The following is a 24,333-nucleotide window of genomic DNA, read 5'->3' on the forward strand; positions in this document are numbered from 1 at the left end:
CGCCGCAACCCCCCTACACGCGCGGGCTGCTGTCCTGCGTGCCGGTGCCGGGCCGCGTGCAGCGCGACAAGCCGCTCGGCTCGATCCCGGGCGTGGTGCCGGCGATCGGGCCGGGCTTTGCCGGCTGCGCCTTTCGCTCGCGCTGCGCCTATGCCGACGAGACATGCGCGCGTGCAATTCCGCGGCGGCCGGCGAGCAACGCGCACGACTATCTTTGCCGGCTCGAGCCGGACTGGGCGGAGCTACAACCCGCATGACCGCCGCGATCGAGGTTGAGAAGCTGCGATGTGAGTTCCGCGTCCACACCGGGTTGATGTCGGCGGAAAAGCGCGTGGTCGCGGTCGACGACGTGACCTTCAGCGTGCCGGCGGGCAGCGTGCTCGGCGTCGTCGGCGAATCCGGCTGCGGCAAATCCACGCTCGCGCGCATGATCCTCGGATTGCTGAAGCCGACGGCAGGGACCGTGCTGGTCGACGGCAAGCGCTTGTTCGATCTCGACCGCAAGGCGCGTGCCCGGCTGATCCAGCCCGTATTCCAGGATCCATTCGCCTCGCTTAACCCGCGCCGGAGCATCAAGGACATTGTGGCGCTACCGCTGGAAGCCCAGGGCACATTCTCGCGCGGTGAGATCGGGCGCCGGGTCGGCGGCATTCTCGAGCGTGTAGGCCTTTCGGCCGCCATGGGCGAGCGCATGCCGGCGCAGCTCTCCGGCGGGCAACGCCAGCGGGCGGCGATTGCGCGGGCGCTGGTGCTGGAACCGCGGATCGTGATCTGCGACGAGCCGACCAGCGCGCTCGACGTCTCGGTGCAGGCGCAAATCCTAAATCTGTTGGCCGACCTGCGCCGCGATCTCGGGCTGACCTATCTCTTCATCAGCCACAATCTTGCGGTCGTGGAGCACGTGGCGAGTGAAGTCGCGGTGATGTATCTCGGCCGGATCGTCGAGCGCAACGAAACCGACGCGCTGTTTCGCGAGCCCCGGCATCCCTATACGCAGGTGCTGCTGGAAAGTGTGCTGACACCGGAGCCGGGCAAGGGCGTGCCGGACATCGGCCTCGGCGACGCCATGCCGGATCCGGCCAATATTCCGCCGGGCTGCCGGTTCAATCCGCGCTGCCGCATTGCGGTCGAACGCTGCCGCCATGAGGCACCAACGCGCATGGTCCGCCCTCCCCAGGGAATGGTAGAATGTCATCTGGCCTAAGGCGTGCTTCATCACGCCACTTCACAAAACACTGATAATGGAGGGCGATATGCGTATGCAAAACAAGCTCGGCGGCGCAATTCTGGTAGCGGCTCTGCTCGGCGTCGGTGTGGCGCCCGCGGCGGCGCAGAAATCCGCCGATACGCTGCGGATCGTGATGCGCGACGCGCTTCCCAACGTCGACCCCTTCTACAACAACCTGCGCACCGGCGTGGTGATGCACCATCAGGGCTGGGACGCGCTGGTCTATCGCAATCCGGATACCTTCAAGCTCGAGCCGCTGCTGGCAACCGAGTGGAAGTTCCCGGATCCGACCACGATCGAGTTCACACTGCGGCCGGGCGTCAAGTTCCACGACGGAAGCGCGTTCACCGCCGACGACGTCGTCTACACCATCAACCTCGTGGCCGATCCGGCGAGCCGCGTATCGACGCCGTCGAACTACAACTGGATCGACAAGGCGGAAAAGACCGGCGATCTTTCGGTGCGCGTCAAGCTCAAGCGGCCGAATCCCGCGGCGCTCGAATATTTTGCGCTGGTGCTGCCGATCTATCCCAAGGCCTATCGCGAGAAGGTCGGCGCGGAAGGCTACGCCAAGGCGCCTGTCGGCGCAGGCCCGTACAAGATCACCAAGGTCGAGCCCGGTGTCTCCATCGACTTCGAGCGGTTCGAGGATTACTGGGCCGGCAGCCCCAAGGGCAAGCCGGCGATCAAGAAGATGAGCGTGCGCTTCGTGCCGGATGCCGGCACCGAAATGACGGAATTGCTCGCCGGCCGCGCCGACTGGATCTGGAACATGAACCCGGATCAGCTCGAGCCCGTGAACCGGATGCCGCATCTGCAGGCGGTGCGCAAGGAGTCGATGCGGATCGGTTACCTCTCACTCGACGCCAGCGGCCGCACCGGCGCCGACAATCCGCTGACCAAGCAGAAGGTGCGTCAGGCGATCTGGCATGCGATCGACCGCAAGGCGATCGCCGACAAGCTCGTCACCGGCGGCAGCCGCGTTCCGTCAGCGCCGTGCTTCCCGTCGCAGTTCGGCTGCGATGCCGAGGCCGCGGTGGCCTACGACTACGATCCCGCGAAGGCAAAGAAGCTTCTAGCGGAGGCCGGCTATCCCGACGGTTTTGAGGTGGAGCTTGCAAGCTACGTGCTGCCGCAATGGGGATCATCCGTTCAGAACTACCTGCATGCGGTCGGCATCCGCGCCAAGCTCAACCAGCTCCAGACGGCGGCTCTGATCCAACGCGCCAAGGCGGGCGAACTGCGCGCCTATCTCGGTAGCTGGGGCAGCTACTCGATCAACGACGTCTCGGCCATTATGCCCAACTTCTTCGATGGCGGCGCCGACGACTATGCGCGCGATGCGGACGTGCAGAAATGGCTGCTCCAGGGCGGATCATCCATCAATCCGGAGGTGCGCAAGGAGGCCTATTCGATGGCGATCAAGAAGATCACCGAACAGGCCTACTGGGCGCCGCTGCACACCTATGTGACGACCTACGGCCACTCCAAGCAGCTCGACTTCACGCCGTACCCGGACGAGTTGCCGCGCTTCTATCTGGCGAAGTGGAAGTAGGGCAGACGCGGATTCAACGGCCCGGGCAGCGCTATGTGGGCTGGTGCCGTTTCCACCGTCATTGCGAGCCAACGGGTCGCGCGAATGCGCGCCCGATGACAGGCGCCGCGAAGCAATCCATTCCTTCTTGCTGAGGTGAGATGAATTGCTTCGCTGCGCTCGCAATGACGCGGGGCAAGCGCGGCAAATAAACCCGGTGATGCGCCTATCGTCTCAGGTCGTCGACGCCCAATTCCGTCCACATCCAGCCGAAGCTGTAACTCGCCATCGCAGTGTCGGATTCGCCGGCCTTGGCCGTCCGGTTCTCCATCATCTTGAGCCAGTCGACGACTTTTGCGCGTCCGCTTTTGGTCTTGACCGCGGCGCGCGGCGATTTGTTTCCGAGCATCGGGACCGGCTCATCGAGCGTGTCGCGATAATGTCGGTCCATGTATTCGTGGACGATGGCGCGCCGCTCCTCCTCGGAAAGATCGATCTGTTGAGGTTCATCAGCATCGCCTGACTCTAACATTTGCTCGATAGTTTCTATCTCGACCGCGGGCTGCCCGACGCGCTCTCCGAGTATCGCGGACAACAGTTCACGCCCCCGTTCCGAACGCTCCAGCGAATTGACGGAAAGCACCAGGGTTCTGCCGTTCAGCTCCACGCTGCCGAGCGACAGCGCGCCGTCGTCGCACGTCGATTCGATGGTCAGGGATTTCGACGGTCGAGCTCGGGCGGCCGCTGCAACAGCGCGCGTCTTTGGGCGGACCCAATTCCATTGCGTGGCGGTTACCGGCCGGAGATCGGCGCACGAATCCAGCGCGATGCGTATATCGTCCTCCGCCGTGCCGTTGGCGAGCGGGTAGCAAACCGTGCATGGCTTTAGTTCATCGCCATCGGTGTTGCGCAAGTCGGGAGTTTTCGGCTGAAGGGCCCGATCGATCGCGTCGAGGAGCCAGCAGGTCGTGAATACCGCGCTCACCGCACGAAGCCTTTGAGTCTCCGAAAGCCTGGCAATCGCAACTGGGTCGAAATCCTCTCCGATCTCTCTGGCAAGCGCCTGCTTTTGCTTCCTGGTTAGCTTGCCGATGCTGCGAAGGCCTTCGACAAGGTCCTCCGACGTCTCGTGCTCGTACAGCAATACGCCGCCGCTGATCTGGGTCTGCTGTCCGACCTGAATGACACGCCCGGCGAAGCGGTCCCATTGTTTGAGGGAGCGGGTTGCCGATCGCTCGCTGATCAGGACTGGGTCGCCTCCGCGCACGAGGTCGCGCGCGCGGAACGATTTGTCGAGGACGACATCGCTTACTTCATAGAGACTGACCACGGAATTTCGCAATGCGGTCATATAGGCGCGAACAGTTGCGGTTTCCTTCCATCCGCGGTGCTTCAGATAATCGTCGACGATACTGTTCCCGTCGTCGAATTCCCGCGTCAGCATGTCCTCGAAGGCGCAGGCCCAGACCGTGCTCATGAAGAGATCCTTGCCGAGGATCGACAGGATGTCGCCGGGCTCGAGGTCGGTCTCGTCGCAGGTGGGCAGCACATGCTCTTCAAGGACCGCTTCAAACCGGTCGCGCCATTCTTCGCGCGTTGCCCATTTCATCAGCCCGTCGAGCAAATGCTTGCGTGCCATAGTTCGGTTCCACCATCGCCGCGGTCCGCGCATTACTCTATCTTTGCGACGAAAGTCTGCAATTCACTCCTCGCGAAATCAACAGGGGTTGGTCAGTGCCGGTCCGGCTCCGAGGTTGCACTGGTTCCGGGCTCGATCGCGGTGGTCGTGGTTTCGGCGAATGCCTTTGGAGTCATTCTTGCCGCGGCGCGATGAAATTGCTTCGCTTGCGCTCGCAATGACCGCTGAGATCAACCGCCGCTCACCCCGTCGTCACATGCACGCCGGGCTTCTGCCCGGCATTCCACTTGCCACCGATCGCCCGTTCGATCTGCGCGGCCAGTTGCAACAATAGCCCGTCATTGGCCTGCTTGGCGATCGCCTGAATGCCGAGCGGAAGGCCGTTGTCGTGGGCTGCGAGCGGCAGCGAGATCGCGGGGATGCCGCAGAGATTGGCGAGCGGCGTGAAGGCAAAATTACGCCAGAGGTTGCCGAACCAGTCCAGCACCGACGGATTGTCGCTGATGGTGAGATACTCCGTGGTGCCGACTTTCGGCGTCGGCAACGCCGTAATCGGGGTGAGGATGATGTCCCAGTCCTCGAAGAAGGCGCCGAAGCCGCGCGAGGTCGTGTTGAACACCGCCTGCATGCGGGCCCGGTCGGCAAAGCTGATATGCCGGCCCGCCTCCCAGATCCGGACGTTGACGGGCTCGATGAGATCGGCCGGCGGCCGCTCCAGTCCCCGCGGCGCGAGCATGTTGCCGATCACGACCGCAAAATTGCTGATGTAGCAGGTGGTCTGCGCCGCGAAGGCGTCGCGATAATTCACGTCAGGCAACGCGTAATCGACATGATGGCCAAGGCCTTCCAGAAAACGCCCGGCCTTTTCCAGCTCGGCGGCGATATGCGGCGTCGCCTGATAGTCGCCCCATTGGTGCGAGAGCGCGATTTTCAGCCGCGCGGGATCGCGCGAGATCATCCTCGTATAGGGCTCCGGCGAACTCCAGAACGGCATGAATTCGCCCGGCGCCGGACCGCGGCAGGCATCGACGAAGGCTGCGGTGTCGCGCACCGTGCGCGACTGGCAGCCCTGGATGGAGACCAGGCCGCTGAGATCGGACAGATGCGGCGATAGCGAGAACACGCCGCGCGACACCTTCAGCCCGATATTGCCGTTGACGCCGGCCGGAATCCGGATCGAGCCGCCGCCATCGGTCGCATGCGCGATCGGGACGGCGCCGGCGGCGACCATCGCGGCGCTGCCGGCCGACGATCCGCAGGTGGTGTAGTCGGTATTCCAGGGGTTGCGCGTGACATAGACCGCGGGATTCTCCGCGGAGCTGCAGACCCCGAATTCCGGCGTGGTGGTGCGCCCGATCAAATTGAGTCCGGCGGCGCGCATTTTCGTCGTCAGGAACGTGTCGGCCGCGGCGCGGTTGCCGCGCATATAGAGCGAGCCCATTTCCTGCAGGCGGCCCTTCAATGTCGGGCCGAGGTCCTTCATCAGGAAGGGCAGGCCGGCAAACGGCCCGGCGAGATTGGTTCCGTCGGTGCCGGGATCGGTGATCGCATCCTCAAACACCTCGACGACGGCTGAAAGCGGGGGATCGACCTTGGCGATCGCCGCAGCCGCCTGCGCCGCCAGTTCGGCAGCCGTCAATTCACCCTTCGCGACGCGTGCCGCCAGCGCAACGCCGTCATGCACGGCCCATTCATCCCAGCTCATCGCCAAGTTCATGCAATCGGTCCCCTCGAAAATAGCTGGGACCTTAGAACATGATCGGGGAAAGGCGGAACTGTTTTTCAACGGTCCGCAGATCGGTTCATCGTGACTTTCCCGACGGCCGTTGAGCGGCTGCGTTTTCAGGAACGGAAATCTATGCTGCGCACGATGATGCCGGGGGGAGTGCCTTCGAACTCCCGCGCCTGGAATTTGCGGGAGGCGCACGCCTCGATCCGGTCTCGCAGGCGCGCGAACTGCTCCTCGCGCTGGCCTGCCGGCGTCCGCGGCACGTGTTCCAGATCGTCCATCGCCGAAGCGCTGACGGCGCAGGGCACTTCCCTGGCGCCGTCCATCATGGAGAACAGCAGGACCATCCGGTCGTCGTCATAGCCTCGGATGTTGCCGCGCGCGAACGTCATCAGGCTTTCCTCCCGAAACGGAACGATCTTACCATCGCCTTATCAGGCTAACCCTCTCTTTTTTGCTACCGGCGGCGGATTGATTTCTGCGATTCTGCGCAGGCAGTCCGCTTCGGAAGAATGCGGGCCCGAGACGAAGGTTCCACTGACCTTGGTCGAGTACCAGCCGGACTCGACCCCGAGGCGAAGCGATTCTTCCGTCATGACGTGACGAGGCGAGAGATTTTGCATCAGGTGCTTTCAGTTGGGCCGTCCGATTCTGGTCGGAACGGGCGGGATGAAGGAGCTGGCCGTTGCGGCTGAACATTGGTTTGTTCAGGTCTCTTCTCCCGAGAGGCGGGTGAGGTCCGCGAGCACTGCGGCCACGAGGTCGCGGTGATGCGTGTCGGTCGGCGCGAGACCGGCGGAGTACAGATTGAGCACGTAACGCGCCTTGGCTACCGCCTCGGGCCACGACATGGCCGGCGCGGCGAGGATCTCGATTTCGACAACGCCCTGCTTGTCACGCAGCAGCTTCGCGTTGGCCTCGACTTCGGCGAGGATGCGGCGGATATCGGTTGCCTTCTGCGCTGCCATGCCGCGATGCTTGTCGAGCTCGATCGGGGTCTCAGTCACGCGGCGCACTCGCATCGATGCGTTGCGCGTCGGACAGATCAACCGAACTGATCGAGATCATTTCCATCGCGGAACGTTGCGGCGGCGCGCCGGGAACCATGATCATGGTGGCGACACGCCGAAAGCACGGGAACGAAAGACCCTCGATCATCTCCTCGTCGGTAATGATTTCGTAAGCTCCAGGCGAGAGCTGCCGGTCGACACCCTTGATGCGGAACGGATGCCTGAAATGAACCGTTTCCCGTCGCGTGCGTGTGGTCATGCGGGCAGCCTCGCGTATCTGCGCACGAAGACATCATATTTTGCGGACATCGTCGCAGCGTGCGCGCTTTTGCGGCAATTAGCTATCGTTTTCTTCAGGCCGGCCGCATTTGATTGAATAAGGCAGCCAGCGCCTTGTATTGGACGGTTTCGTAGCCATCTCGATCAGTCAGCAGCCGGAAAGGCCTTTCGAGTGAAGATTCGCGTCGGATTCGAAATGCTCTACGATTTTCCACAGCCGACGCCGATGATCATGGTGCTGGGCACACACTTCACGCGTGCGTCCGATGTCATCGTGCCGGACTTCCTCACCACCGACCCGGTCGTCGAGATCACGCCCTATCGCGACATGTTCGGTAACTGGTGCAGCCGCATGGTTGCGCCCGCCGGCCGCGTGCGTCTTGCGGCCGATGGCGTCGTGCGCGACAGCGGCCTGCCCGATCCGGTGTTTGCTTCGGCGATACAGCACGCGGTCGAGGATCTGCCCGCGGATACCCTGGTCTATCTGCTTGGCAGCCGCTATTGCGAGACCGACCGGCTTTCGGAAATCGCCTGGCAATTGTTCGAGAAAACGGCGTCAGGCTGGGCGCGGGTCCAGGCGATCTGCGATTTCGTCCACCGTCACATCGCCTTCGGATATGAGCACGCGCGCGCCACCAGGACGGCGTGGGAGGCTTACGAGGAAGGCAAGGGCGTCTGCCGCGATTACGCTCATCTCGCCGTTGCGTTCTGCCGCTGCATGAACATTCCCGCGCGCTATTGCACGGGCTATCTCAGCGACATCGGCACGCCGAAACCCTGGCCCGCTGGCGATTTCGCCGGCTGGTTCGAAGCCTATCTCGGCGGACACTGGCGCACTTTCGATCCGCGCAACAACGTGCCGAGGATCGGTCGCATCCTGATCGCGCAGGGCCGCGATGCCTCCGATGTGCCGATCACCCAGACCTTCGGGCCAAACACATTGGTCGGCTTCAAGGTCTGGACCGACGAGGTTGCGTGACACGGATCGTCACACGTCGACCCGCTTGATCTGCCGCGGTTGCTGAGATGGAGGAGGCCGGCTGGTAGGGGGCTTGCTCTGCCCGGACGATGGCGGCGCGACAGCCAACTTTGCTAGCTCACCAAGGTACGCACCTTCATGGCGGCATCGTAGATCTGGACCTGAAGCATCGGATAGGCGGTCTTCAGCTTGCGGCCGGAGGCTTCCGCAGCCTCGACCGTATCAAATTGCGACTTGAAATGGCCGTCGACAATCGTCGCGAACCCTTCAGTCGGCGGCCTGTCGGCCCGCACCGCCTTCTTCGGCTCAGGTTCTTCAATGGAAAGCAGGGGTTTTTTCATCGTCATTCCTTTCGCGTTCACCGCGATGATCCCGTTGGATCCGGCTGAGGGGCTGGTCTGAATCGGCGGCGGCATAAGATGGAGAGATGTTGTCCGATCTTGCCGGAGATTAGCTGGGCCGCGTCGGAATCGACCCAGACGCCCGTCGCCTTGCGGCCTGGATGGGCGGTGACCGGTGTAGCAGACGCTCTTTCCGCCGCGATGTCGAGGGAAATCCCGCGGCCAGCGATGGCAAAGGGTCGGCGCTTATGACGCGCCTCCAGTGTCGATCGCAGCAAGCGGCACCTGGCCAAATGTGCGTCCTGTGGCGCTTTGGCGCTCGCTATCCGCGGCACCTAAGCCTAGAGTTCACCATCACCGCGTTTTCCATGGCGTCCATCGGTGACTGAGAGTAACGAGCGCTCCCGCCGAGAAGGGAGCTTCCGTTGTCTCGATTTCGCTTGGCCGACTGGATCGTGCCACCGGTCATCGTCCCGCTCTTCCTTTTTCTGTTGGTGGTGGCAGCGGCGATCCTAAATGGATAGGTCCGGAGGCAAGCCATGAGCGTCAGACCCTTCAAGACCGCCGCCGAACTCCAGGATATGATTGTCGAGCAGGCAAGGGCGCTTCATGGTCCCTGGCCTTCGGGGATGACGATGTTTGTTTTCGACGATGCTTACGGATGGAGCGCGAGCATCAGTCGGCCAACGTCGGAGGGCGATAACTTTTATCGCACCTGCACGCTCGATCTGATCAGGACGTTGAAGGTCAGGTATGATCTGGACGCGCCCCGATTCTAGTCGACGATATCTAGCCGGATCTGCATTGGCTCCGGCATTACCATCAACCCACGGAGATCGACATGGCTAAAGGCGAGCAAAGAGGCAATCGGGAAGTCAAGAAACCCAAGAAGGAGAAGATCAAGGTGATTGCCGCGGCGCCAAGCCAGAAGACCGGCGGCTGGCAGCCGACCTTGGGGTCCGGCAAGAAAAAATAGCGTTCGGTACCGCTTGGCGGGGACGGATCTCATTTTCCGCCCCGCGGTCGCATGGCCTATCGGGCCATGCTGGGCAGGAGCCATCGACGATCGCTGCCAGCATCAGACCTTGATCAGCCGCACCTTTGTGCCCCAGGGGTCGACGGTCTCGATGCCGTTCTCGATCGCCGCAGCCGGCGCACCGGCTTGCCGCAAACGTTGCTCCTGTGCTTGCAGGATTTCGGGCGCCGCGATCTCCAGCGAAAACCACGCAAGTCCCGTCGTCGTGTCGTCGCGCTGGCCCGCGCCGGCACTCTGCCAGACGTTGAGGCCGAGGTGATGGTGATAGCGCCCCGAGGACAGGAACGCCGCGCCGCTCCGCTTACGCGTCGGATCGAAACCGATGACGCCACTGTAGAAGCGGTCCGCCTGTTCGAGATCGCCGACCCGCAGGTGCATATGGCCGATGCGCAAGTCATCGGGGGCCTTGGCATAGTTGGTCGTTCGCGTATCCGTCAGCGCCAGAAGGCCGTCAATGTCGAGCTGGTCAGTTGCCATCGCGACCGAGCCGCCATCCCATTTCCAGGTCTCGGGCGCGCGATCGGCGTAGACTTCGATGCCGTTGCCTTCGGGATCGTCGAGATAGACGGACTCGCTGACGAGGTGATCGGCGAAGCCGGAGAGCGGAATCTTGTTCTTTGCCGCGTGCACCAGCCAGCGCGCGAGATCCTTGCGCGTCGGCATCAGGAACGCGGTGTGATAGAGGCCCGCCGCGTTCCGCGCCTCGGCGGGGGCGCCCGCGCGTAAGGAGAGATCGAGCAGCGGCACGCCGCCCGCGCCGAGACGGGCGCCGGTTGCCGTGCGCTGCATGACGGTAAGCCCGATCGCGTCGCGATAGTAATCGGTAACGAGATCGAGATTGCGCACGCGCAAGGTCACCATGCCGACGCGCATCGGCGTCCGGTTGGCGAAGGTCGGCCCGCCGCTGGTGCCCTCCGCCTGCGCCGCAGCAACGGCCGCCGCGCCCAGGGAGGACGCGCCTGCGAGGTGAAGCAGCGTGCGGCGGGTCAGGTCGATGGTCATGAAAGCTCCTTCTGGCAATCGCCACAGCGAAGCAAATCTTGCGCCGGATTCCAAGCCGAAGTAGCGCCGCTCCCGTCGTCATTCCGGGGCGCGACGAAGTCGCGAGCTGTTTGACGGTCGAACCCGAAATCTATCCTCACGTCGTCCCTGCGAACGCAGGGACCCGTAGCCACCGGCCGAAGTTGTTTGTGAGGTCGTAGTTGTCTGTCTTTTCTAACAAGAACTGCCGCGGAGTATGGGTCCCTGCGTTCGCAGGGACGACAGCAAATTGCTTGTTTCTCCGCCCTGAGGAGCCCGCCAAAGGCGGGCGTCTCGAAGGGCGAGGCCCCGATCATCCGCATCCCCACCTCCAGCCTTTCAATTTTGCGATAGAAGCCATGTCCACATTCAAATTCCTTGAATCCCCGCCGCGATCTATTCTCCGTGCAACTCAAGTCAGGAATCGCAGAGGAAACTGAGCCCGATGGCGGAAGCAGCAAAATCGCGGAGCGAGGCGCCGGCCGCGCTGCCGACATGGCCGGACGAGATCTACCGCGCGCTGAAGGATGCCGGCGTTCGCCAGGTCGCCATGGTGCCGGATGCCGGCCACAGCCGTCTGATCCGCTCCTTCGAGGCCGATCCCGAAACCCGCGTCGTGACGTTGACGACGGAAGAGGAAGGCGTGGCGATGCTGGCCGGTGCGTGGCTCGGCGGCGAGCGCGGCGTTCTGCTGTTGCAATCGAGCGGCGTCGGCAACTGCATCAACATGCTGTCGCTGCCGGTCATCTGCCACATGCCGCTTCTGATGATCGTCACCATGCGCGGCGATTGGGGCGAGTTCAATCCATGGCAGATTCCGATGGGGCAGGGGACACGCCCTTCGCTCGAGGCCATGGGCGTGATCGTGAACAAAGTGGACGAGCCTGATCTCGTGGCCTCCACCGTGCAGGGCGCGGCAAATCTCGCCTTCAATACCTGGAAGCCGGTGGCGGTCCTGATCGGACAGCGCGTGCTCGGCGCCAAGAATTTCAAGGAGCTTGCCCGCAAATGACCAACCCGAACGCGCTTCTGCATCGCCGCGACGTCGTCAACGAATTGTTGCGTGACCGCGCCGATCTCCTCGTCATCGCCGGCCTCGGCGCGCCGAACTGGGATGTCTCCGCCGCCGGCGATCATCCCAACAATTTCCCGCTCTGGGGGGCGATGGGCGCTGCTGCCATGATCGGGCTTGGGCTGGCGCTGGCGCAGCCCAAGCGCAAGGTGCTCGTGATCACCGGCGACGGCGAAATGCTGATGAACATCGGCTCGCTCGCTACCATCGCAGTCGAGGCGCCGAAGAATCTCACGGTCGCCGTGCTCGACAATGAGCGCTTCGGCGAGACCGGCATGCAGAAAACCCCGACCGCTTCCGGCGTCGACCTCGCCGCCATCGCAACCGCCTGCGGCATCCGCACCTCGCGCATCGTGCGCACGATGGCCGAAGTCACCGAGCTCCGCGAGCTCGCGCATGCGGGAAGGGGAACGGCGTTTGCGCAGATCAAGATCAATCCCGAGGCGCTGGTGTTCGTGATGCCGCCGGCGGATGGCGTCATCCTGGCGACGCGCTTCCGGCAATCGGTGCTGGGAGACGAGGCGCTTTATAATTGAGGAATGCTACCGACACGACGTCGTTATGCCCGGGACAAGCCCGGGCATAACGAGGCAGGAGTGCCCGGCAGCATTACGCCGTCATGTTGATCTTCCAGCGCCCCTCCCGGGAGAGCTGCTGGATCTCCGACACGATCAGCGTCGCAATCGTCGTCGTTGCGATCGAGGGCGGATGGGCGATCGGCGAGGCCAGGATCAGTTCGCGCGACACAGAAGGGCTCACGGCCGCCATCTCCAGGCGTTTCGCCGCCACTTCGGTGCGGATGGCCGAGGGCGGCAGCAACGTATAGCCGAGCCCCTCCTCCATCAGGCTGATCTGGGCGCGGTAGGAATCGACCTCGATCGTGGCGTCGAGCTTCAGCTTCTCGCGCGCCAGCGCCTTCTCCAAGAGCGCCCGCAAACCATGCGAGATGCTGGGCAGGATCAGCTTCTGCTTCACCAGCCATTTGAGGTCGACCTGCTTCCGCTTGTTCAAGCCCGAGCCCGGCGGCCCAACGGCGACGATATCCTCCCGTCCGATGGACTGGACCTGAAGATGCAGATCGACCGCCGGCCCATAGATGATCGCGAGATCCATTTCGCCGCGGTGCAGCCACTCGACCAGGTGCCCGCCGTAGCTCTCCACGATGCGCAGCGAGACGTCGGGATACTCGTTGAGGACGCGGCGGGCGAATCGCCCCGACAGTACCGCGCTTACCGTCGGCACCATCCCGAGGATGACGCGGCCCGACGGATTGCCGTTCGCCGATTTGAGGTCGTCGCTGACCTGCTCGATCTGGCGGATCAGGCCGGTGGTGCGGTCGAGCAGCATCCGGCCGGCGCTGGTCAACAGCATGCCGCGCCCGTTGCGGACGAACAGCTCGACGCGAAGCTCGTGCTCCAGCAGCTTGATATGCCGGCTCAGCGCGGGCTGCGCGGCGCGCAGCCGGTCGGCCGCCTTGCTCAGGCTGCCGAGCTCGGCGACGGCGCGGAAGGTGCGCAATTGTTTGAGGTCCATCGGGGGCCTAGCTGCTCATCTGGCTGATATCATACGCCGTTTCCGGGACGTCGGTGCAATCAGTTCAATGTTCGATGACATGAGAGTTAATGGCTTCGGCCGACGTGACGCGCCGCTCTCGATGCTGTTAATGGAGCAACGATCCTCATCCGGAATCCACGATCCATGACCGTCCCCTCTGTCAGTCCCTCACAAGTCCGCACCGCGTTGCTGTTGCGCGAAGAAATCGCGCTGCTCGATGTCAGGCACGAGGCCGTCTTCGCCACCGGCCATCCCCTGTTTGCCGCCAACATGGCGGCCGAACGGATCACGTTGGAGGCCGAAGCGCGGCTACCGCGCAAGGACGTTCCGATCGTCCTCTATGATGACGGCGAGGGCCTCGTTGCCGTGGCGGCGGAGCGGCTCACGGCGCTGGGCTACGGCGATGTCCGCCAACTAGACGGCGGGCTGCAGGGCTGGAAGTCGGCCGGCTATGAACTGTTCCAGGATGTCAATTCCTATGCCAAGGCCTTTGGCGAACTGGTGGAGCATCGCCGCCACACGCCTTCGCTGGCCGCCGAGGAAGTCAGCGCCCTGATCGCGAGCAGCGCCAACATTCAAATCCTCGATGTCCGCCGGTTCGACGAATACGCGACCATGAATATCCCCGGCTCGATCAGCGTGCCCGGCGCAGAACTGGTGCTGCGCGCAGGCCGCGCCGCGCCGGACCCCGAAACCACCATCATCGTCAACTGCGCCGGCCGCACCCGCTCGATCATCGGTGCCCAGTCGCTGATCAATGCCGGCGTCACCAATAAGGTGCGGGCGCTGCGCAACGGAACGATCGGCTGGACCTTGGCCAAACAGGGTCTCGAACATGGCTCCAGCAGGCGCGGCGAGATTGGCGCCATTAATGGCGGCGAAGCCAATGCGCGCGACGTCGCCTATCGCGCCGGCGTCCGGCACATCGGGTTTGCGGACATGGCGGCGCTGCTGGCGCAGTCCGATCGCACGCTGTACCGCTTCGACGTCCGCTCGGAGGAGGAATACACGGCCGGCCATCTCGCGGGCTTCCGCCATTATGCCGGCGGGCAACTGGTGCAGGAGATCGACATGGCCGCCCCGGTACGCGGCGCACGCATCGTGCTGACGGACAATAGAAGCGTCCGCGCCGACATGACCGCGTCCTGGCTCGCGCAGATGGGATGGGAGACCTATGTGCTCGAAGGCGGCTATGATCGCGAACTCGAGATCGGACCGCCGCAGGTGATTCCAAAGCCCGATCCGTCACACCGCTATCGCCGGCCCTATGAGGGCACCGATGTCAGGGAAAGCGCGATGCAGGCCTATCTCGACTGGGAATACGGCCTCGTTGAACAGCTCCGCCGCGACGCCACGCATGGATTCTTCGTTATATGATTCCACTTGTCCCGCCGTAACTCAAAGAGCGAAGCCGGATCAATCGTCCACGCCCATCATGCTCTCAAGCTTCTCGGCCGTGTAGTTCTCGCCGATCGACAGCGCACAAATCCGCGAGAGCTGCACATAAGCAAGCCCGGTCTCCTCGGCCCATGCATTGAACTGCGCCTGCACCTTGGCGAGGTCGCGCTTGGAGGTGACGGTCTCCGCGATGTCGAGCCCGGCATCGCGCAGGCAGAGCACCACGTCCCTGGAGGTGACGAACCCGTCCCAGCCGAGGAAGCGCAGCATCATCTGTCCCGTGTTGCCGCCGAGCCGGCTGCCGCGCTTGGCCAGCAATTCGAGCAGCCCGGCCTCGTCCGAAGACGGCCAATTGGCGAGGAACTTGCCGAAACTGCCATGCTCCTTGGCGATGTCCCGGACGAAGCCTGCATTGGCGCGCACCGACATGATCTTGGCGCCGTTGCGGACGATCCGCGTGTCCTTCATCAGATCATCCCAGAACTCGTCCGGCTTCAGCGACAGCGGGCCCGGCTTGAAGCCGAGAAACGCCTTCTCGAAGCCTGCCCATTTGTTCTCGATCACGCTCCAGGCAAAGCCCGCGGAGAACACCCGCTTGGTCATTTCGGCCAGGATCCGGTCGTCGCCGAGCTTGGCGAGCGTCTTCGGGTCCGGCTTTGCCGGCAGCAGCTTGGTGAGCGCCTTCGGGCCGCCCTTGCGCTTCTCGGCGCGGGCGCGAATGGTCTTGAACGCGGTCACGGTGCACGGCCCCTTGAAAGACGGCTGATGTGAAAAACAGGCGCGAAACGCTTCAAAACCGCAGTGTAGCCGATCGTTCCGGGATTCCCAGCGTCGCGGTGCATGCTGCGTGAAAGGTTAACCGCCGCAGAAGTGATCGGCTGATCTGCAAAGAATGGATGGCGTATTGGTTGGTTTTCGCCTAAAGCATCCCCACCTCAGTGAAATCGGTCAGGCCGTAGGGCTGCGCTTCGTGAAACGCGCAGCTTCGAGCCATTTCGGTTCGGGGCGGTATTCAACATTTTCCGGCTGATAGAGCCAACCAGGGTCTGACATCTCGTGACATTATTGCCCACCCATCCGCCGCTCGCCCGAGCTTTGGCGGAACGTAACTTCGATCGGCTTACACAGGTCCAGACCGCGGTGCTGGCCGACGCCGCCGCCGGCCGCGATCTCCTGGTTTCGGCACAGACCGGTTCCGGCAAGACGGTCGCCTATGGTCTGGCGATCGCCAAGAAACTGCTTGATGGCGCCGAGCGGTTCGAGCGTGCCGCGGCCCCCTTGGCATTGATCGTTGCGCCGACGCGCGAGTTGGCGCTTCAGGTCCATCGCGAACTTGGCTGGCTCTATCAATACGCGGACGCGCGCGTCGTATCCTGCGTCGGCGGCATGGACCCGCGCCGCGAGCAGCGTGAGCTGGCGGCGGGCGCTCATATCGTGGTCGGAACCCCGGGGCGGCTCTGCGATCATCTGCGGCGCGGCCGGCTCGACGTTTCGGAACTGAAGGCGATCGTGCTCGATGAGGCCGACGAGATGCTTGATCTCGGTTTTCGCGAGGACATGGAATTCATCCTTCAGGCTACGCCGGACGATCGCCGTACGTTGCTGTTCTCGGCGACCCTGCCGTCCGGCATCGTCGCGCTGGCGAAGGAGTATCAGGACGACGCGTTCCGCGTCGAAGTCGCGGGCGACGAGGGCGGCCATGCCGACATCGAATACCGCGCGATCCGGATCGCCGCCGGCGATGTCGAGCACGCCGTGGTCAATATCCTGCGCTTTTTCGAATCGCCGGGTACGCTGGTGTTCTGCAACACGCGCGATGCCGTGCGACATCTGCAGGCAACGCTGCTGGAACGCGGCTTCTCCGTGGTCGCTCTGTCGGGCGAGTTGACTCAGAACGAGCGAACGCTGGCGCTACAGGCCCTGCGAGACGGGCGCGCCCGCGTCTGCGTCGCAACCGACGTTGCCGCGCGCGGCATCGACCTGCCGAATCTCGATCTCGTCATCCATGCTGATCTTCCGAACGATCCGGAAGTCATGCAGCACCGCTCGGGGCGTACCGGTCGCGCCGGCCGCAAGGGCGTCAGTATTCTGCTGGTGCCGCCGGCACGGCGGCGACGCGCGGACATGCTGCTCAAACTCGCCGGCATCGACGCGGCCTGGGGCATGGCGCCGCAGCCCGACGAAATCCGAAAACTCGATCAGCAGCGGCTATTGCAGGACGATTTGTTTACTGCCGAGTCGAATGCCGATGATCAGGCGCTCGCGCAGGCGTTGCTCGCCGAGCGGTCAGTAGAGGAAATTGCCACAGCGCTGGCGCGGCTCCATCGCGCACGCTTGCCTTCGCCCGAGGACATCGTCGATCCCGGCGAGGATCGCGTCAAATCGCGTGCGGAACGCGCGCGGGAGAGGGTGGATCGCGAGGACGGACGCGGATCGAAGCCGGGAAAATCGCCGGCGCGCCATCGGATTGCGGAGGACAGCGTATGGTTCACCGCGGCGATCGGACGCCGGAAGAACGCGGAAGCGCGCTGGCTGCTGCCGATGCTGTGTCGCCGCGGCAGCATCAAGAAGGACGATATAGGCGCCATCCGCATTCTCGATACCACCACCGAATTCGAGATTTCCGCGCGTGTCGCCGACCGCTTCGCCGCGCGAATCCGCCGTCCCGACAAGGAAGACAGCATCCGCATCGAGGCGATGAAGAATGCCTCGCCGCGCGAGGAACTGCGCAAGGAAGAGTGGACGCCGAAACCGCGCGGCCAGGTTCACGGCAGCAAGCCGGACCGCGACCCCGTCAAGGGAGATGACAGGCCGTCTGACAAAACGAATCTCGCTAACCAAGTGCGTTTCAACGCTAGGAAGCCGGATCGCGACAAGCCGTCCCGCGCCGGCAAGCCGTGGCATGAGCGGGAAGCGCCCGCGAAAGCCGCATTCGGAAAGAAGAAAAAGAAGAAACTTCGCGGCTAGCCGTGGCGGTCCCGCGTCCGGAGTAATTTTTCGGAACGCGAATGCCGACTACTTAACAGAGATTTCCGCAGACCTGGATTAGCCTTGTATCCGCGCATTGAAACAGGTGCCGGGAGATTGCATGGCCAGGACAGTCCTGACGCTGGGAAAGCATTTTGAAACGACGGTGCCGTTTTCGCTGGGCGTGATTTCGTCCGGGCGCCTGCTGCACACCGCGGGAATTACCGCGCGCGATGCAAATGGCGAAGTGGTCGGCGACGGTGATATGCGGGCGCAGGTCACGCAATGCTTTGCCAACCTGTCGGACATTCTCGAGCAGGCGGCGACCTCGTTCGACAAGGTCGTCAAATTCACCATCTTCACGACCGACATCGATCGCTTCAACCGCGACACCCGCGACATCCGGTTTCCCTATTTCAGCGGCCGCCCTGCCGCGACGCTGGTCGAGGTGAGCAAGCTCGTCGATCCGCGGATGCTGGTCGAGATCGAAGCCATCGTTTGCCTGGACTGATACGATGGATCGCCCGTCACCCGGCTCGCTGGCAGATTTCCTCACCACCGAAGCGCAGGCCATCGCGGGTGCCTGCATGACGTGCGGAGAATGCGTCCGCGTATGCCCCGTCATTCCGTATGGCGCTGCCACGAATGCTCCGGCGGAGCAGGTCGTCGGCGGCATCGTCGGCTTCCTCGGCGGGCAGGGAGAACTCGATCCGGCATCGGACGTCTGGGCGTCGACCTGCAACGGCTGCGGCCTGTGCATCCCGGTCTGCCCGGAGGCGATCAATCCGCGCAAGATGCTCGCACTCGCCAGCGCCAGATCGGCGTCGCGTGGATCGAAAACCCCCGAGCTCTTTCGCCGCATGTCCCGCGCCATCAGGATCATGGCCGCCATGCAGTTGATACCTGAGGAATTCCGCCGGGTATTCGTGCCGCCCCGGCCAAGGCGCGCCCCGATCGTCTTCTATCTCGGCTGCAACGCGTTGCGCACGCCTCATTTGCTGTTCAACTCGATGGCGCTGCTCGACGCGCTGGGGGCGGACTATGAAGTCGTCGGCGGCCCGTCCTCCTGCTGCGGGGTGATCGCCACCAAATGGGAAGGCGAAGTTCGGACCGGCGAGCGTGTCACCGCCAACGCGATCGACCGCTTCGAAGGGTTCAGGCCGGAAAGGGTCCTGAACTGGTGCCCGACGTGCCAGTTGCACCTCGGCGAAACCCTCGAAGGGTACCGCAAGACTGCTTACGAGTTCGACCATGTAACCGAATATCTCGTCGGGCGACTTGACCTACTGCGGGAAAAATTCGTGATCCCGATTCCGCGCCGCGTCATCGTCCATGCCCATGTCGGTCGCGCCGATATTTGCCGCAACGTCGATTTGCTGTTGCGCGCGATTCCGGAGCTGGAGATCATCGAAACCGTCTTTGAGTCCGGCTATACCTGCGGCGGCTCGGGCTGCAGCAAGGCGCCGGAACTAGCCGCGCGCGAACACGGCGAACTTCTCGCGCGCGCTGAGGCGACCGGCGCCGATATTCTGGTTACCCTTTATCATGGCTGCCACGCGACATTCATAGGCGCCGAGGCCGGTGGAAAATTCCGCGTGCTCAACTACACCGATCTATTGGTCGAGGCGCTTGGCGGTATTCCTCATTCCGATCGGTTGAAGGAGTTTCGACTGCTGGACGATTGGCAGATGATTGTCGACGAAGGCCGCCCCTATTTGCAGGCCAACGGCCTGGACGTCGATCCGGAATGGCTCAAGCAGCATGGACCCGCCATTTTCGCGTCGCTGGAATTCAAGGGACAGCTTGACTGTTTTGAGAAAGGACACGCTCATGCAAACCCTGCCTGACGTCCAGGCTCCCGCGAGAGCGCTGTCGCCGAAATGGAGCATCGCGACGGAGGGGCTCAGCGCCGCGCAGCGTCAGATGATCCTCGATCGCATGAGGGCCGTGTCGTTCGATCCCAAGGAAGTGCTGTTCGATCAGGGCGAGCCGAGCGATACGCTGCTGCTGGTCACTGAGGGCCGTGTGCGGCTGTTTCAGACCATCGAAAATGGAGAAGAGTTCACCTTCGGCATCTGCCTGCCCGGTACGATACTGGGGCTGGCGGCGACCGTTACCGGCCAGGCGCGGATATTGTCGGCCGAAGCCCTGGAAGCGGCCACTGCGTCCATCATGACGCGCGCCGACTTCCTGCAGTGCCTTGCAGAAATTCCGCCATTCCACTGGAACGTCACGCGGCTGCTTGCCATCCTCTCGATTGAAAGCATCGAACGCAGCGGGCCGATGGTGTTGGACCGGGCGTCGGTGCGGCTCGGCACAATTCTCAAATCGCTGGCACGGCCGGAGCAGGGTGACCCGACGCGCCAATGCCTGTCGGTGGTCGGCCTGACCCAGCAGGAACTCGCCCGGATGATCGGCGTCAGCCGAAGCTGGGTCGCGATCGCGCTGTCCGAATTCGAGCGGCTCGGGTTGATCTCGAAGAGCCGCGGCAAGATCGTGATCCGCAATGTGAAACGTCTCGACGGCTTCATTGCCGGGGAACGCAACCACTAGCGCGGTCTCGCGGCTGTCCCAAACGGAAATCCAGCACAGGATCAGTCATGTCGGTTTACATCATCGCCCAGTTGAAATTCACCCGCCGCGAGCTCTACGACCGCTATCAATCCCGCTTTATGGGCGTGTTCAGTAAATTTAAGGGCAAGCTCTTGGTGGCAGACGCGCATCCGGTCGTGCTGGAAGGCGAGTGGCCGCGCGACAAGGTGGTGATCATGGAATTTCCTGATGATGCCGCGGCAAAGGAATTCCAGAACTCGCCGGAGTATCAGCAGATATCGGTCGATCGCAAGGCGGGCGCCGACGCCGTCGTGCTCACGGTGAGGGGCTTGCCCTGACCGGCTAGATGATCGACCTCGCCATCAGCGCTGCGCGGCGCTGTTTGCGGGTTCCGTGCTGGCATTGTTGCATTCCGGAACGTCAACGAGATCGGGTTTCGCCGGACCATTCTTGTGCTATTGCTGTTGTCAGGCGCTTCGCTCGCTTTGGCTTGATCGTGTGATCACGGCCGAAGCTGCGAAGCCTTAAAAGTTCAAGCAGCATTGGCCAAAAGAATCATGACCGCATATCAGAGCAGCGTTTCCGCCTTGATCGATCCCGTGAAACTCGACCGCCTCGCCGAGGTCGCGGTCAAGGTGGGCTTGCGGCTGCAGCCCGGACAGGACCTGCTGTTGACGGCGCCCTCGGTCGCGCTGCCGCTGGTGCGCCGGATCGCCGTACATGCCTACAAGGCCGGCGCGGGTATCGTGACCCCGATCCTGTCGGATGAGGAGATCACGCTGGCGCGCTATCGCTATGGCCACAACGACGGTTTCGATCGGGCCGCCAACTGGCTCTATGAAGGCATGGCGAAGGCATTCACCGCCAACACCGCGCGGCTTGCCATCGTCGGCGACAATCCGATGCTGCTGTCGGGTGAGGACCCCGTGAAGGTGGCGCGCGCCAGCAAGGCCAATTCGATCGCCTATCAGCCGGCGCTGGAGAAGATCGTCAATTTCGATACCAACTGGAACATCATTGCCTATCCGAGCCCGTCCTGGGCGAAGCAGGTCTTCCCCGACATCCCCTTGGATGTCGCAGTAGGAAAGCTGGCAGACGCGATCTTCGCGGCCTCGCGCGTTGACCAGGATGGCGCCGTCGCCGCATGGGAGAAGCACAATGCCGTGCTGCGCGAGCGGACCGAGTGGCTGAACGGCCAGCGCTTCCACGCGCTGAAATATTTCGGCCCGGGCACCGATCTGACGATCGGCCTCGCCGACGGCCACGAATGGGAAGGCGGCGCCGCGACCGCCAGGAATGGCATCACCTGCAACGCCAACATTCCGACCGAGGAGGTCTTTACCACGCCGCATTGTCGGCGCGTCAGCGGGCACGTCGTTTCGTCCAAGCCGCTGTCCTATCAGGGCACCCTGATCGATAATATTGCTGTCAGGTTCGAGGAAGGCCGCATCGTTGAGGCAAAGGCCTCGCGCGGCGAGGAAGTGCTGAAGAAGGTGCTCGATACCGATGAGGGCGCAGCGCGTCTCGGCGAAGTGGCGCTGGTGCCGCATTCCTCGCCGATCTCCAAGAGCGGGCTGTTGTTCTTCAACACCCTGTTCGACGAGAACGCCGCCTCCCATATCGCGCTCGGGCAGTGCTATTCGAAATGCTTCGTTAACGGCGACAAGCTCACGCCGGACCAGATTGCGGCTCAAGGCGGCAACAAGAGCCTGATTCATATCGACTGGATGATCGGATCAAGCGAAACCGACATCGATGGTGTGCACGCCGACGGACGCCGCGTGCCGGTATTCCGCAAGGGCGAGTGGGCGTGATTAATCGATCTTGAGCCTGTAAACGTCAATCGCCGTCCCGGCGAACAGCGCCGCCTTCTCGGTTTCGCTATACTGCGCGGCCAGCCGCTTGAAGGCGTTGAAGATCACCTGATAGCTGCACTGGCCCTTATCCGGCGGAAAATTGCTTTCGAACATGCATCGATCGGGCCCAAACACCTCGATGCAGGTTTCGACATAGGGGCGCCACGCGGCGGCGGTCTCTTCCGATGAAGGCGGCTTTGGCCGCAGGTGAAAGTCGTAGCCGAGCAGGCACATCGCAAGCCCGCCGAGCTTGACGACGACATTCGGGCATCGGGCGATTTCCTGGATCGAGGCCTTCCACTCCGGAAAAACTTCCGCGCGCCGGCCGGCAAAGCGGCCGATGCCGACCGGGCCGCCGCAATGATCGAGCACGATCCTGGTCTCGGGAAAGGCGCGGGCGAGATCGGTGAGCTCGCCGATCTGCGGATGAAACAGCCAGGCGTCGAAGCTCAAGTCCAGTGGGGCGAGGTGGGAAAAGCCCTTGCGGAAGGTGCTGTCGAGTAGCAATCCTTTCGGCCGCGTCGCATACATGCCGGCGACGTTGGGATCGGCATCCCAGGCGGAAGAATGCCGGATGCCGCGAAAACGACCGTTGCCAGCCGCGATCTCCGCTTCCAGCACGGCTTTCGCGCCGTCGCCGAGCAGGAGATTGACGTGGCTGACGATGCCGGCGCAGATCGCGGCCTTGCCGTAGCCGCCGCTAGCCGCCATCGCCGCAACGCCATTGGCGAACTCGACCTCGCCGACAGGGCGAAACGCCTCGGGGCCGTGCGCGCGGTACATCGAGCGGCAATCGACATAAACGGTGGCGACGATGTTGTGGCCGGAGGCGATGTCGGCCGACATCTCCTCGATCATGTAACGCAGGCCGCCGCGGTCCCAGAGATGGTGATGCGGGTCGACGATCGGGCGCGCCGGATCGATGATCTCCTCGGTGTGCTGCGCCAGCCAGTCTTCGCGCGGATCGGCATAGAGCCCGCTTCTGGAGGCGGGTGCAGTGCTGGCGGCCATGAATATCGTCTCCCGTGATTTCTATTGTTCGTCATTGCGAGCCACCCGGTCGGCGCGTAGCGCCGCCGGATGACAGGCTCCGCGAAGCAATCCATGGGAGCCGCAAAGGAAGAGTGGATTGCTTCGCTTCGCTCGCAATGACGGCGATGGAAACCCGCGCCTTCGACTCACACCCCCTCCAGAATGATCACCGTCGGCGTGCCCGGCAGCGTCTCCCGCGAAATCTTCAGGGTCCGCTCGGTGCGCTGGTCGATGGTGAATTGCTGGCCGATCAGGCGCATGAACTCGTCGAGCGGAGTGGCAAAGCGGTGCATCGGCAGCACGATGGAGGAACGCAGGCGCCGTGTGATCTCGGAGACGCCGTCGAGCGACATCGTATAGGTGCCGTCGATCGGCACCATGACGATGTCGAGCCGGCCGATCGCCGCGAAATGCGTCTCATCTAACTTGTGATGCAGATGTCCGAGATGGCCGATGCAGAGGCCGGCGACCTCGAAGATGAAAATCGAGTTACCGTCCTTGAGCATCTGGCCACCGGAGCCTTCGCCAAAGTAGCGGCGGATGTCGGTGGGTACGTTGCGGATATAGACGTCGCCGACGCGCGTTGAGATTTGCGCCGCCTGTCCATTCTCGCCCCAGCCATGCAGGACGTGCGGAATTTTTGGATCGGGAAACAGCGTGTAGTGCGTCGAGTGCGCGCGGTTCATGGTGACGACATCGGGCAAGCGACCGGTCCGGTAGGCGCCGTTGAAATCGGTCCCGATCCGCACCCCGTCGGGCGTGTCGATATAGTAAGTGGAATGCCCGACATAGGTGATGGCGACTTCCTGCGACTTGGCGGCAACGCGTTGCAAGCTGACCGGCATCGCTCGGGGCGGCGCGTTTGCCATGGCGAGGCATTCGCTGCGCAATGGCTGCTGCTGAGCGGCCGCCGGCAGTACCAACGAACCGAGGAACGCAAGGGCGAGGGCAAGGGATACGTTAAGCGATCGCAACATGGCGTGACCCATCTGCGGCAACGGCCGCCGGCAATACTCTATCGCCGAATTGCGTGGACGTCATGATGGCATTCCGGCACGGCGGCGTGCTGGATTTGCTTCATGCGCAGGCAGTCCTGCCGTAGTGTG

General features: G+C 63.2%; 27 protein-coding genes. 15 read left to right on the forward strand and 12 right to left on the reverse strand.

Features of this window, described 5'->3' with window-relative positions:
* From CP49_RS03800 to CP49_RS03810, 3 genes are all read left to right on the forward strand, one after another.
* A partial coding sequence (locus CP49_RS03800; protein ID WP_338060326.1) for an oligopeptide/dipeptide ABC transporter ATP-binding protein occupies window positions 1-257 on the forward strand: 257 nt, incomplete at its 5' end.
* Complete coding sequence (locus tag CP49_RS03805) at window positions 254-1,204, forward strand: ABC transporter ATP-binding protein (protein WP_057848971.1); 951 nt, start codon at window positions 254-256, stop codon at window positions 1,202-1,204. The genes CP49_RS03800 and CP49_RS03805, both read left to right, overlap by 4 nt.
* Window positions 1,205-1,253: 49 nt before the next feature.
* Complete coding sequence (locus CP49_RS03810) at window positions 1,254-2,783, forward strand: ABC transporter substrate-binding protein (RefSeq protein WP_197423012.1); 1,530 nt, start codon at window positions 1,254-1,256, stop codon at window positions 2,781-2,783.
* A 205-nt stretch (window positions 2,784-2,988) separates the two neighbouring features.
* Here CP49_RS03810 and CP49_RS03815 read toward each other — a convergent pair whose 3' ends face one another.
* From CP49_RS03815 to CP49_RS03835, 6 genes are all read right to left on the reverse strand, one after another.
* Window positions 2,989-4,401 carry a DUF7986 domain-containing protein gene (locus CP49_RS03815; RefSeq protein ID WP_057848973.1) on the reverse strand — a complete coding sequence of 471 codons (1,413 nt, stop codon included), beginning with the start codon at window positions 4,399-4,401 and terminating at the stop codon, window positions 2,989-2,991.
* A gap of 241 nt (window positions 4,402-4,642) precedes the next feature.
* Window positions 4,643-6,118 (reverse strand): amidase, encoded by a 1,476-nt coding sequence (locus CP49_RS03820; RefSeq protein WP_057848974.1) that lies wholly within the window; start codon window positions 6,116-6,118, stop codon window positions 4,643-4,645.
* A gap of 125 nt (window positions 6,119-6,243) precedes the next feature.
* Complete coding sequence (locus CP49_RS03825; protein ID WP_057848975.1) at window positions 6,244-6,522, reverse strand: DUF1488 family protein; 279 nt, start codon at window positions 6,520-6,522, stop codon at window positions 6,244-6,246.
* A gap of 42 nt (window positions 6,523-6,564) precedes the next feature.
* Window positions 6,565-6,753, reverse strand: a complete 189-nt coding sequence (locus tag CP49_RS49125; RefSeq protein ID WP_082645857.1) for a hypothetical protein — start codon at window positions 6,751-6,753, stop codon at window positions 6,565-6,567.
* An 84-nt stretch (window positions 6,754-6,837) separates the two neighbouring features.
* On the reverse strand, window positions 6,838-7,137 hold the full coding sequence (locus CP49_RS03830; RefSeq protein ID WP_057849040.1) for a hypothetical protein: 300 nt from the start codon (window positions 7,135-7,137) through the stop codon (window positions 6,838-6,840).
* Entirely contained in the window at window positions 7,130-7,399 is a 270-nt protein-coding gene (locus CP49_RS03835; RefSeq protein ID WP_057848976.1) for a hypothetical protein, read from the reverse strand. The genes CP49_RS03830 and CP49_RS03835 overlap by 8 nt, the downstream gene beginning before the upstream one ends.
* 192 nt (window positions 7,400-7,591) lie before the next feature.
* On the opposite strand from CP49_RS03835, the gene CP49_RS03840 reads away from it, so the two are divergent.
* The gene (locus CP49_RS03840; protein WP_057848977.1) at window positions 7,592-8,398 is read left to right on the forward strand and encodes a transglutaminase-like domain-containing protein; all 807 of its coding nucleotides are present in this window, start codon (window positions 7,592-7,594) and stop codon (window positions 8,396-8,398) included.
* 113 nt (window positions 8,399-8,511) lie between these two features.
* Here the strand turns inward: CP49_RS03840 and CP49_RS03845 are convergent, their stop codons facing one another.
* Window positions 8,512-8,739 carry a hypothetical protein gene (locus CP49_RS03845; protein ID WP_057849041.1) on the reverse strand — a complete coding sequence of 76 codons (228 nt, stop codon included), beginning with the start codon at window positions 8,737-8,739 and terminating at the stop codon, window positions 8,512-8,514.
* 539 nt (window positions 8,740-9,278) lie between these two features.
* Between CP49_RS03845 and CP49_RS03850 the strand changes: the two genes are divergently transcribed.
* Complete coding sequence (locus CP49_RS03850) at window positions 9,279-9,518, forward strand: hypothetical protein (protein WP_057848978.1); 240 nt, start codon at window positions 9,279-9,281, stop codon at window positions 9,516-9,518.
* Between the two features lie 62 nt (window positions 9,519-9,580).
* Window positions 9,581-9,715 (forward strand): hypothetical protein, encoded by a 135-nt coding sequence (locus CP49_RS48555; protein ID WP_275187196.1) that lies wholly within the window; start codon window positions 9,581-9,583, stop codon window positions 9,713-9,715.
* 102 nt (window positions 9,716-9,817) lie between these two features.
* On the opposite strand, the gene CP49_RS03855 is transcribed toward CP49_RS48555, so the two are convergent.
* The gene (locus CP49_RS03855; protein ID WP_057848979.1) at window positions 9,818-10,777 is read right to left on the reverse strand and encodes a VOC family protein; all 960 of its coding nucleotides are present in this window, start codon (window positions 10,775-10,777) and stop codon (window positions 9,818-9,820) included.
* A 463-nt stretch (window positions 10,778-11,240) separates the two neighbouring features.
* On the opposite strand from CP49_RS03855, the gene CP49_RS03860 reads away from it, so the two are divergent.
* Both CP49_RS03860 and CP49_RS03865 read left to right on the forward strand, forming a co-directional pair.
* On the forward strand, window positions 11,241-11,807 hold the full coding sequence (locus CP49_RS03860) for a thiamine pyrophosphate-binding protein (RefSeq protein ID WP_057848980.1): 567 nt from the start codon (window positions 11,241-11,243) through the stop codon (window positions 11,805-11,807).
* Entirely contained in the window at window positions 11,804-12,403 is a 600-nt protein-coding gene (locus CP49_RS03865) for a thiamine pyrophosphate-dependent enzyme (RefSeq protein ID WP_057848981.1), read from the forward strand. The genes CP49_RS03860 and CP49_RS03865 overlap by 4 nt, the downstream gene beginning before the upstream one ends.
* Before the next feature lie 73 nt (window positions 12,404-12,476).
* Here CP49_RS03865 and CP49_RS03870 read toward each other — a convergent pair whose 3' ends face one another.
* Window positions 12,477-13,400 carry a LysR family transcriptional regulator gene (locus CP49_RS03870; protein WP_057848982.1) on the reverse strand — a complete coding sequence of 308 codons (924 nt, stop codon included), beginning with the start codon at window positions 13,398-13,400 and terminating at the stop codon, window positions 12,477-12,479.
* A 165-nt stretch (window positions 13,401-13,565) separates the two neighbouring features.
* Between CP49_RS03870 and CP49_RS03875 the strand changes: the two genes are divergently transcribed.
* A complete protein-coding gene (locus CP49_RS03875) occupies window positions 13,566-14,798 on the forward strand; it encodes a rhodanese-like domain-containing protein (protein WP_057848983.1) in 1,233 nt (410 codons plus the stop codon).
* Between the two features lie 39 nt (window positions 14,799-14,837).
* Here CP49_RS03875 and CP49_RS03880 read toward each other — a convergent pair whose 3' ends face one another.
* Window positions 14,838-15,557, reverse strand: coding sequence for a DNA-3-methyladenine glycosylase I (locus tag CP49_RS03880; protein ID WP_057848984.1), 720 nt, complete (start codon window positions 15,555-15,557; stop codon window positions 14,838-14,840).
* Between the two features lie 318 nt (window positions 15,558-15,875).
* Between CP49_RS03880 and CP49_RS03885 the strand changes: the two genes are divergently transcribed.
* The 6 genes from CP49_RS03885 (at window position 15,876) to CP49_RS03910 (ending at window position 22,153) form a co-directional block, all read left to right on the forward strand.
* Entirely contained in the window at window positions 15,876-17,786 is a 1,911-nt protein-coding gene (locus tag CP49_RS03885) for a DEAD/DEAH box helicase (protein ID WP_057848985.1), read from the forward strand.
* A gap of 121 nt (window positions 17,787-17,907) precedes the next feature.
* Window positions 17,908-18,297 (forward strand): RidA family protein, encoded by a 390-nt coding sequence (locus CP49_RS03890; protein WP_057848986.1) that lies wholly within the window; start codon window positions 17,908-17,910, stop codon window positions 18,295-18,297.
* Window positions 18,298-18,301: 4 nt separating this feature from the next.
* The gene (locus CP49_RS03895; RefSeq protein WP_057848987.1) at window positions 18,302-19,633 is read left to right on the forward strand and encodes a heterodisulfide reductase-related iron-sulfur binding cluster; all 1,332 of its coding nucleotides are present in this window, start codon (window positions 18,302-18,304) and stop codon (window positions 19,631-19,633) included.
* Window positions 19,617-20,339, forward strand: a complete 723-nt coding sequence (locus tag CP49_RS44295) for a Crp/Fnr family transcriptional regulator (RefSeq protein ID WP_057848988.1) — start codon at window positions 19,617-19,619, stop codon at window positions 20,337-20,339. Before CP49_RS03895 ends, CP49_RS44295 begins: the two co-directional genes overlap by 17 nt.
* A gap of 47 nt (window positions 20,340-20,386) precedes the next feature.
* A complete protein-coding gene (locus CP49_RS03905; RefSeq protein WP_057848989.1) occupies window positions 20,387-20,677 on the forward strand; it encodes a DUF1330 domain-containing protein in 291 nt (96 codons plus the stop codon).
* A gap of 219 nt (window positions 20,678-20,896) precedes the next feature.
* Complete coding sequence (locus tag CP49_RS03910) at window positions 20,897-22,153, forward strand: aminopeptidase (RefSeq protein WP_057849042.1); 1,257 nt, start codon at window positions 20,897-20,899, stop codon at window positions 22,151-22,153.
* Here CP49_RS03910 and CP49_RS03915 read toward each other — a convergent pair whose 3' ends face one another.
* Together CP49_RS03915 and CP49_RS03920 are read right to left on the reverse strand one after the other, a co-directional pair.
* Window positions 22,154-23,206: an amidohydrolase family protein gene (locus CP49_RS03915; RefSeq protein ID WP_057848990.1), complete on the reverse strand. Its 1,053-nt coding sequence runs from the start codon at window positions 23,204-23,206 to the stop codon at window positions 22,154-22,156.
* A 167-nt stretch (window positions 23,207-23,373) separates the two neighbouring features.
* Window positions 23,374-24,204 (reverse strand): MBL fold metallo-hydrolase, encoded by an 831-nt coding sequence (locus tag CP49_RS03920; RefSeq protein ID WP_057849043.1) that lies wholly within the window; start codon window positions 24,202-24,204, stop codon window positions 23,374-23,376.
* Window positions 24,205-24,333 lie beyond the last annotated feature (129 nt).

Source organism: Bradyrhizobium valentinum, from assembly GCF_001440405.1.
Classification (GTDB): domain Bacteria; phylum Pseudomonadota; class Alphaproteobacteria; order Rhizobiales; family Xanthobacteraceae; genus Bradyrhizobium; species Bradyrhizobium valentinum.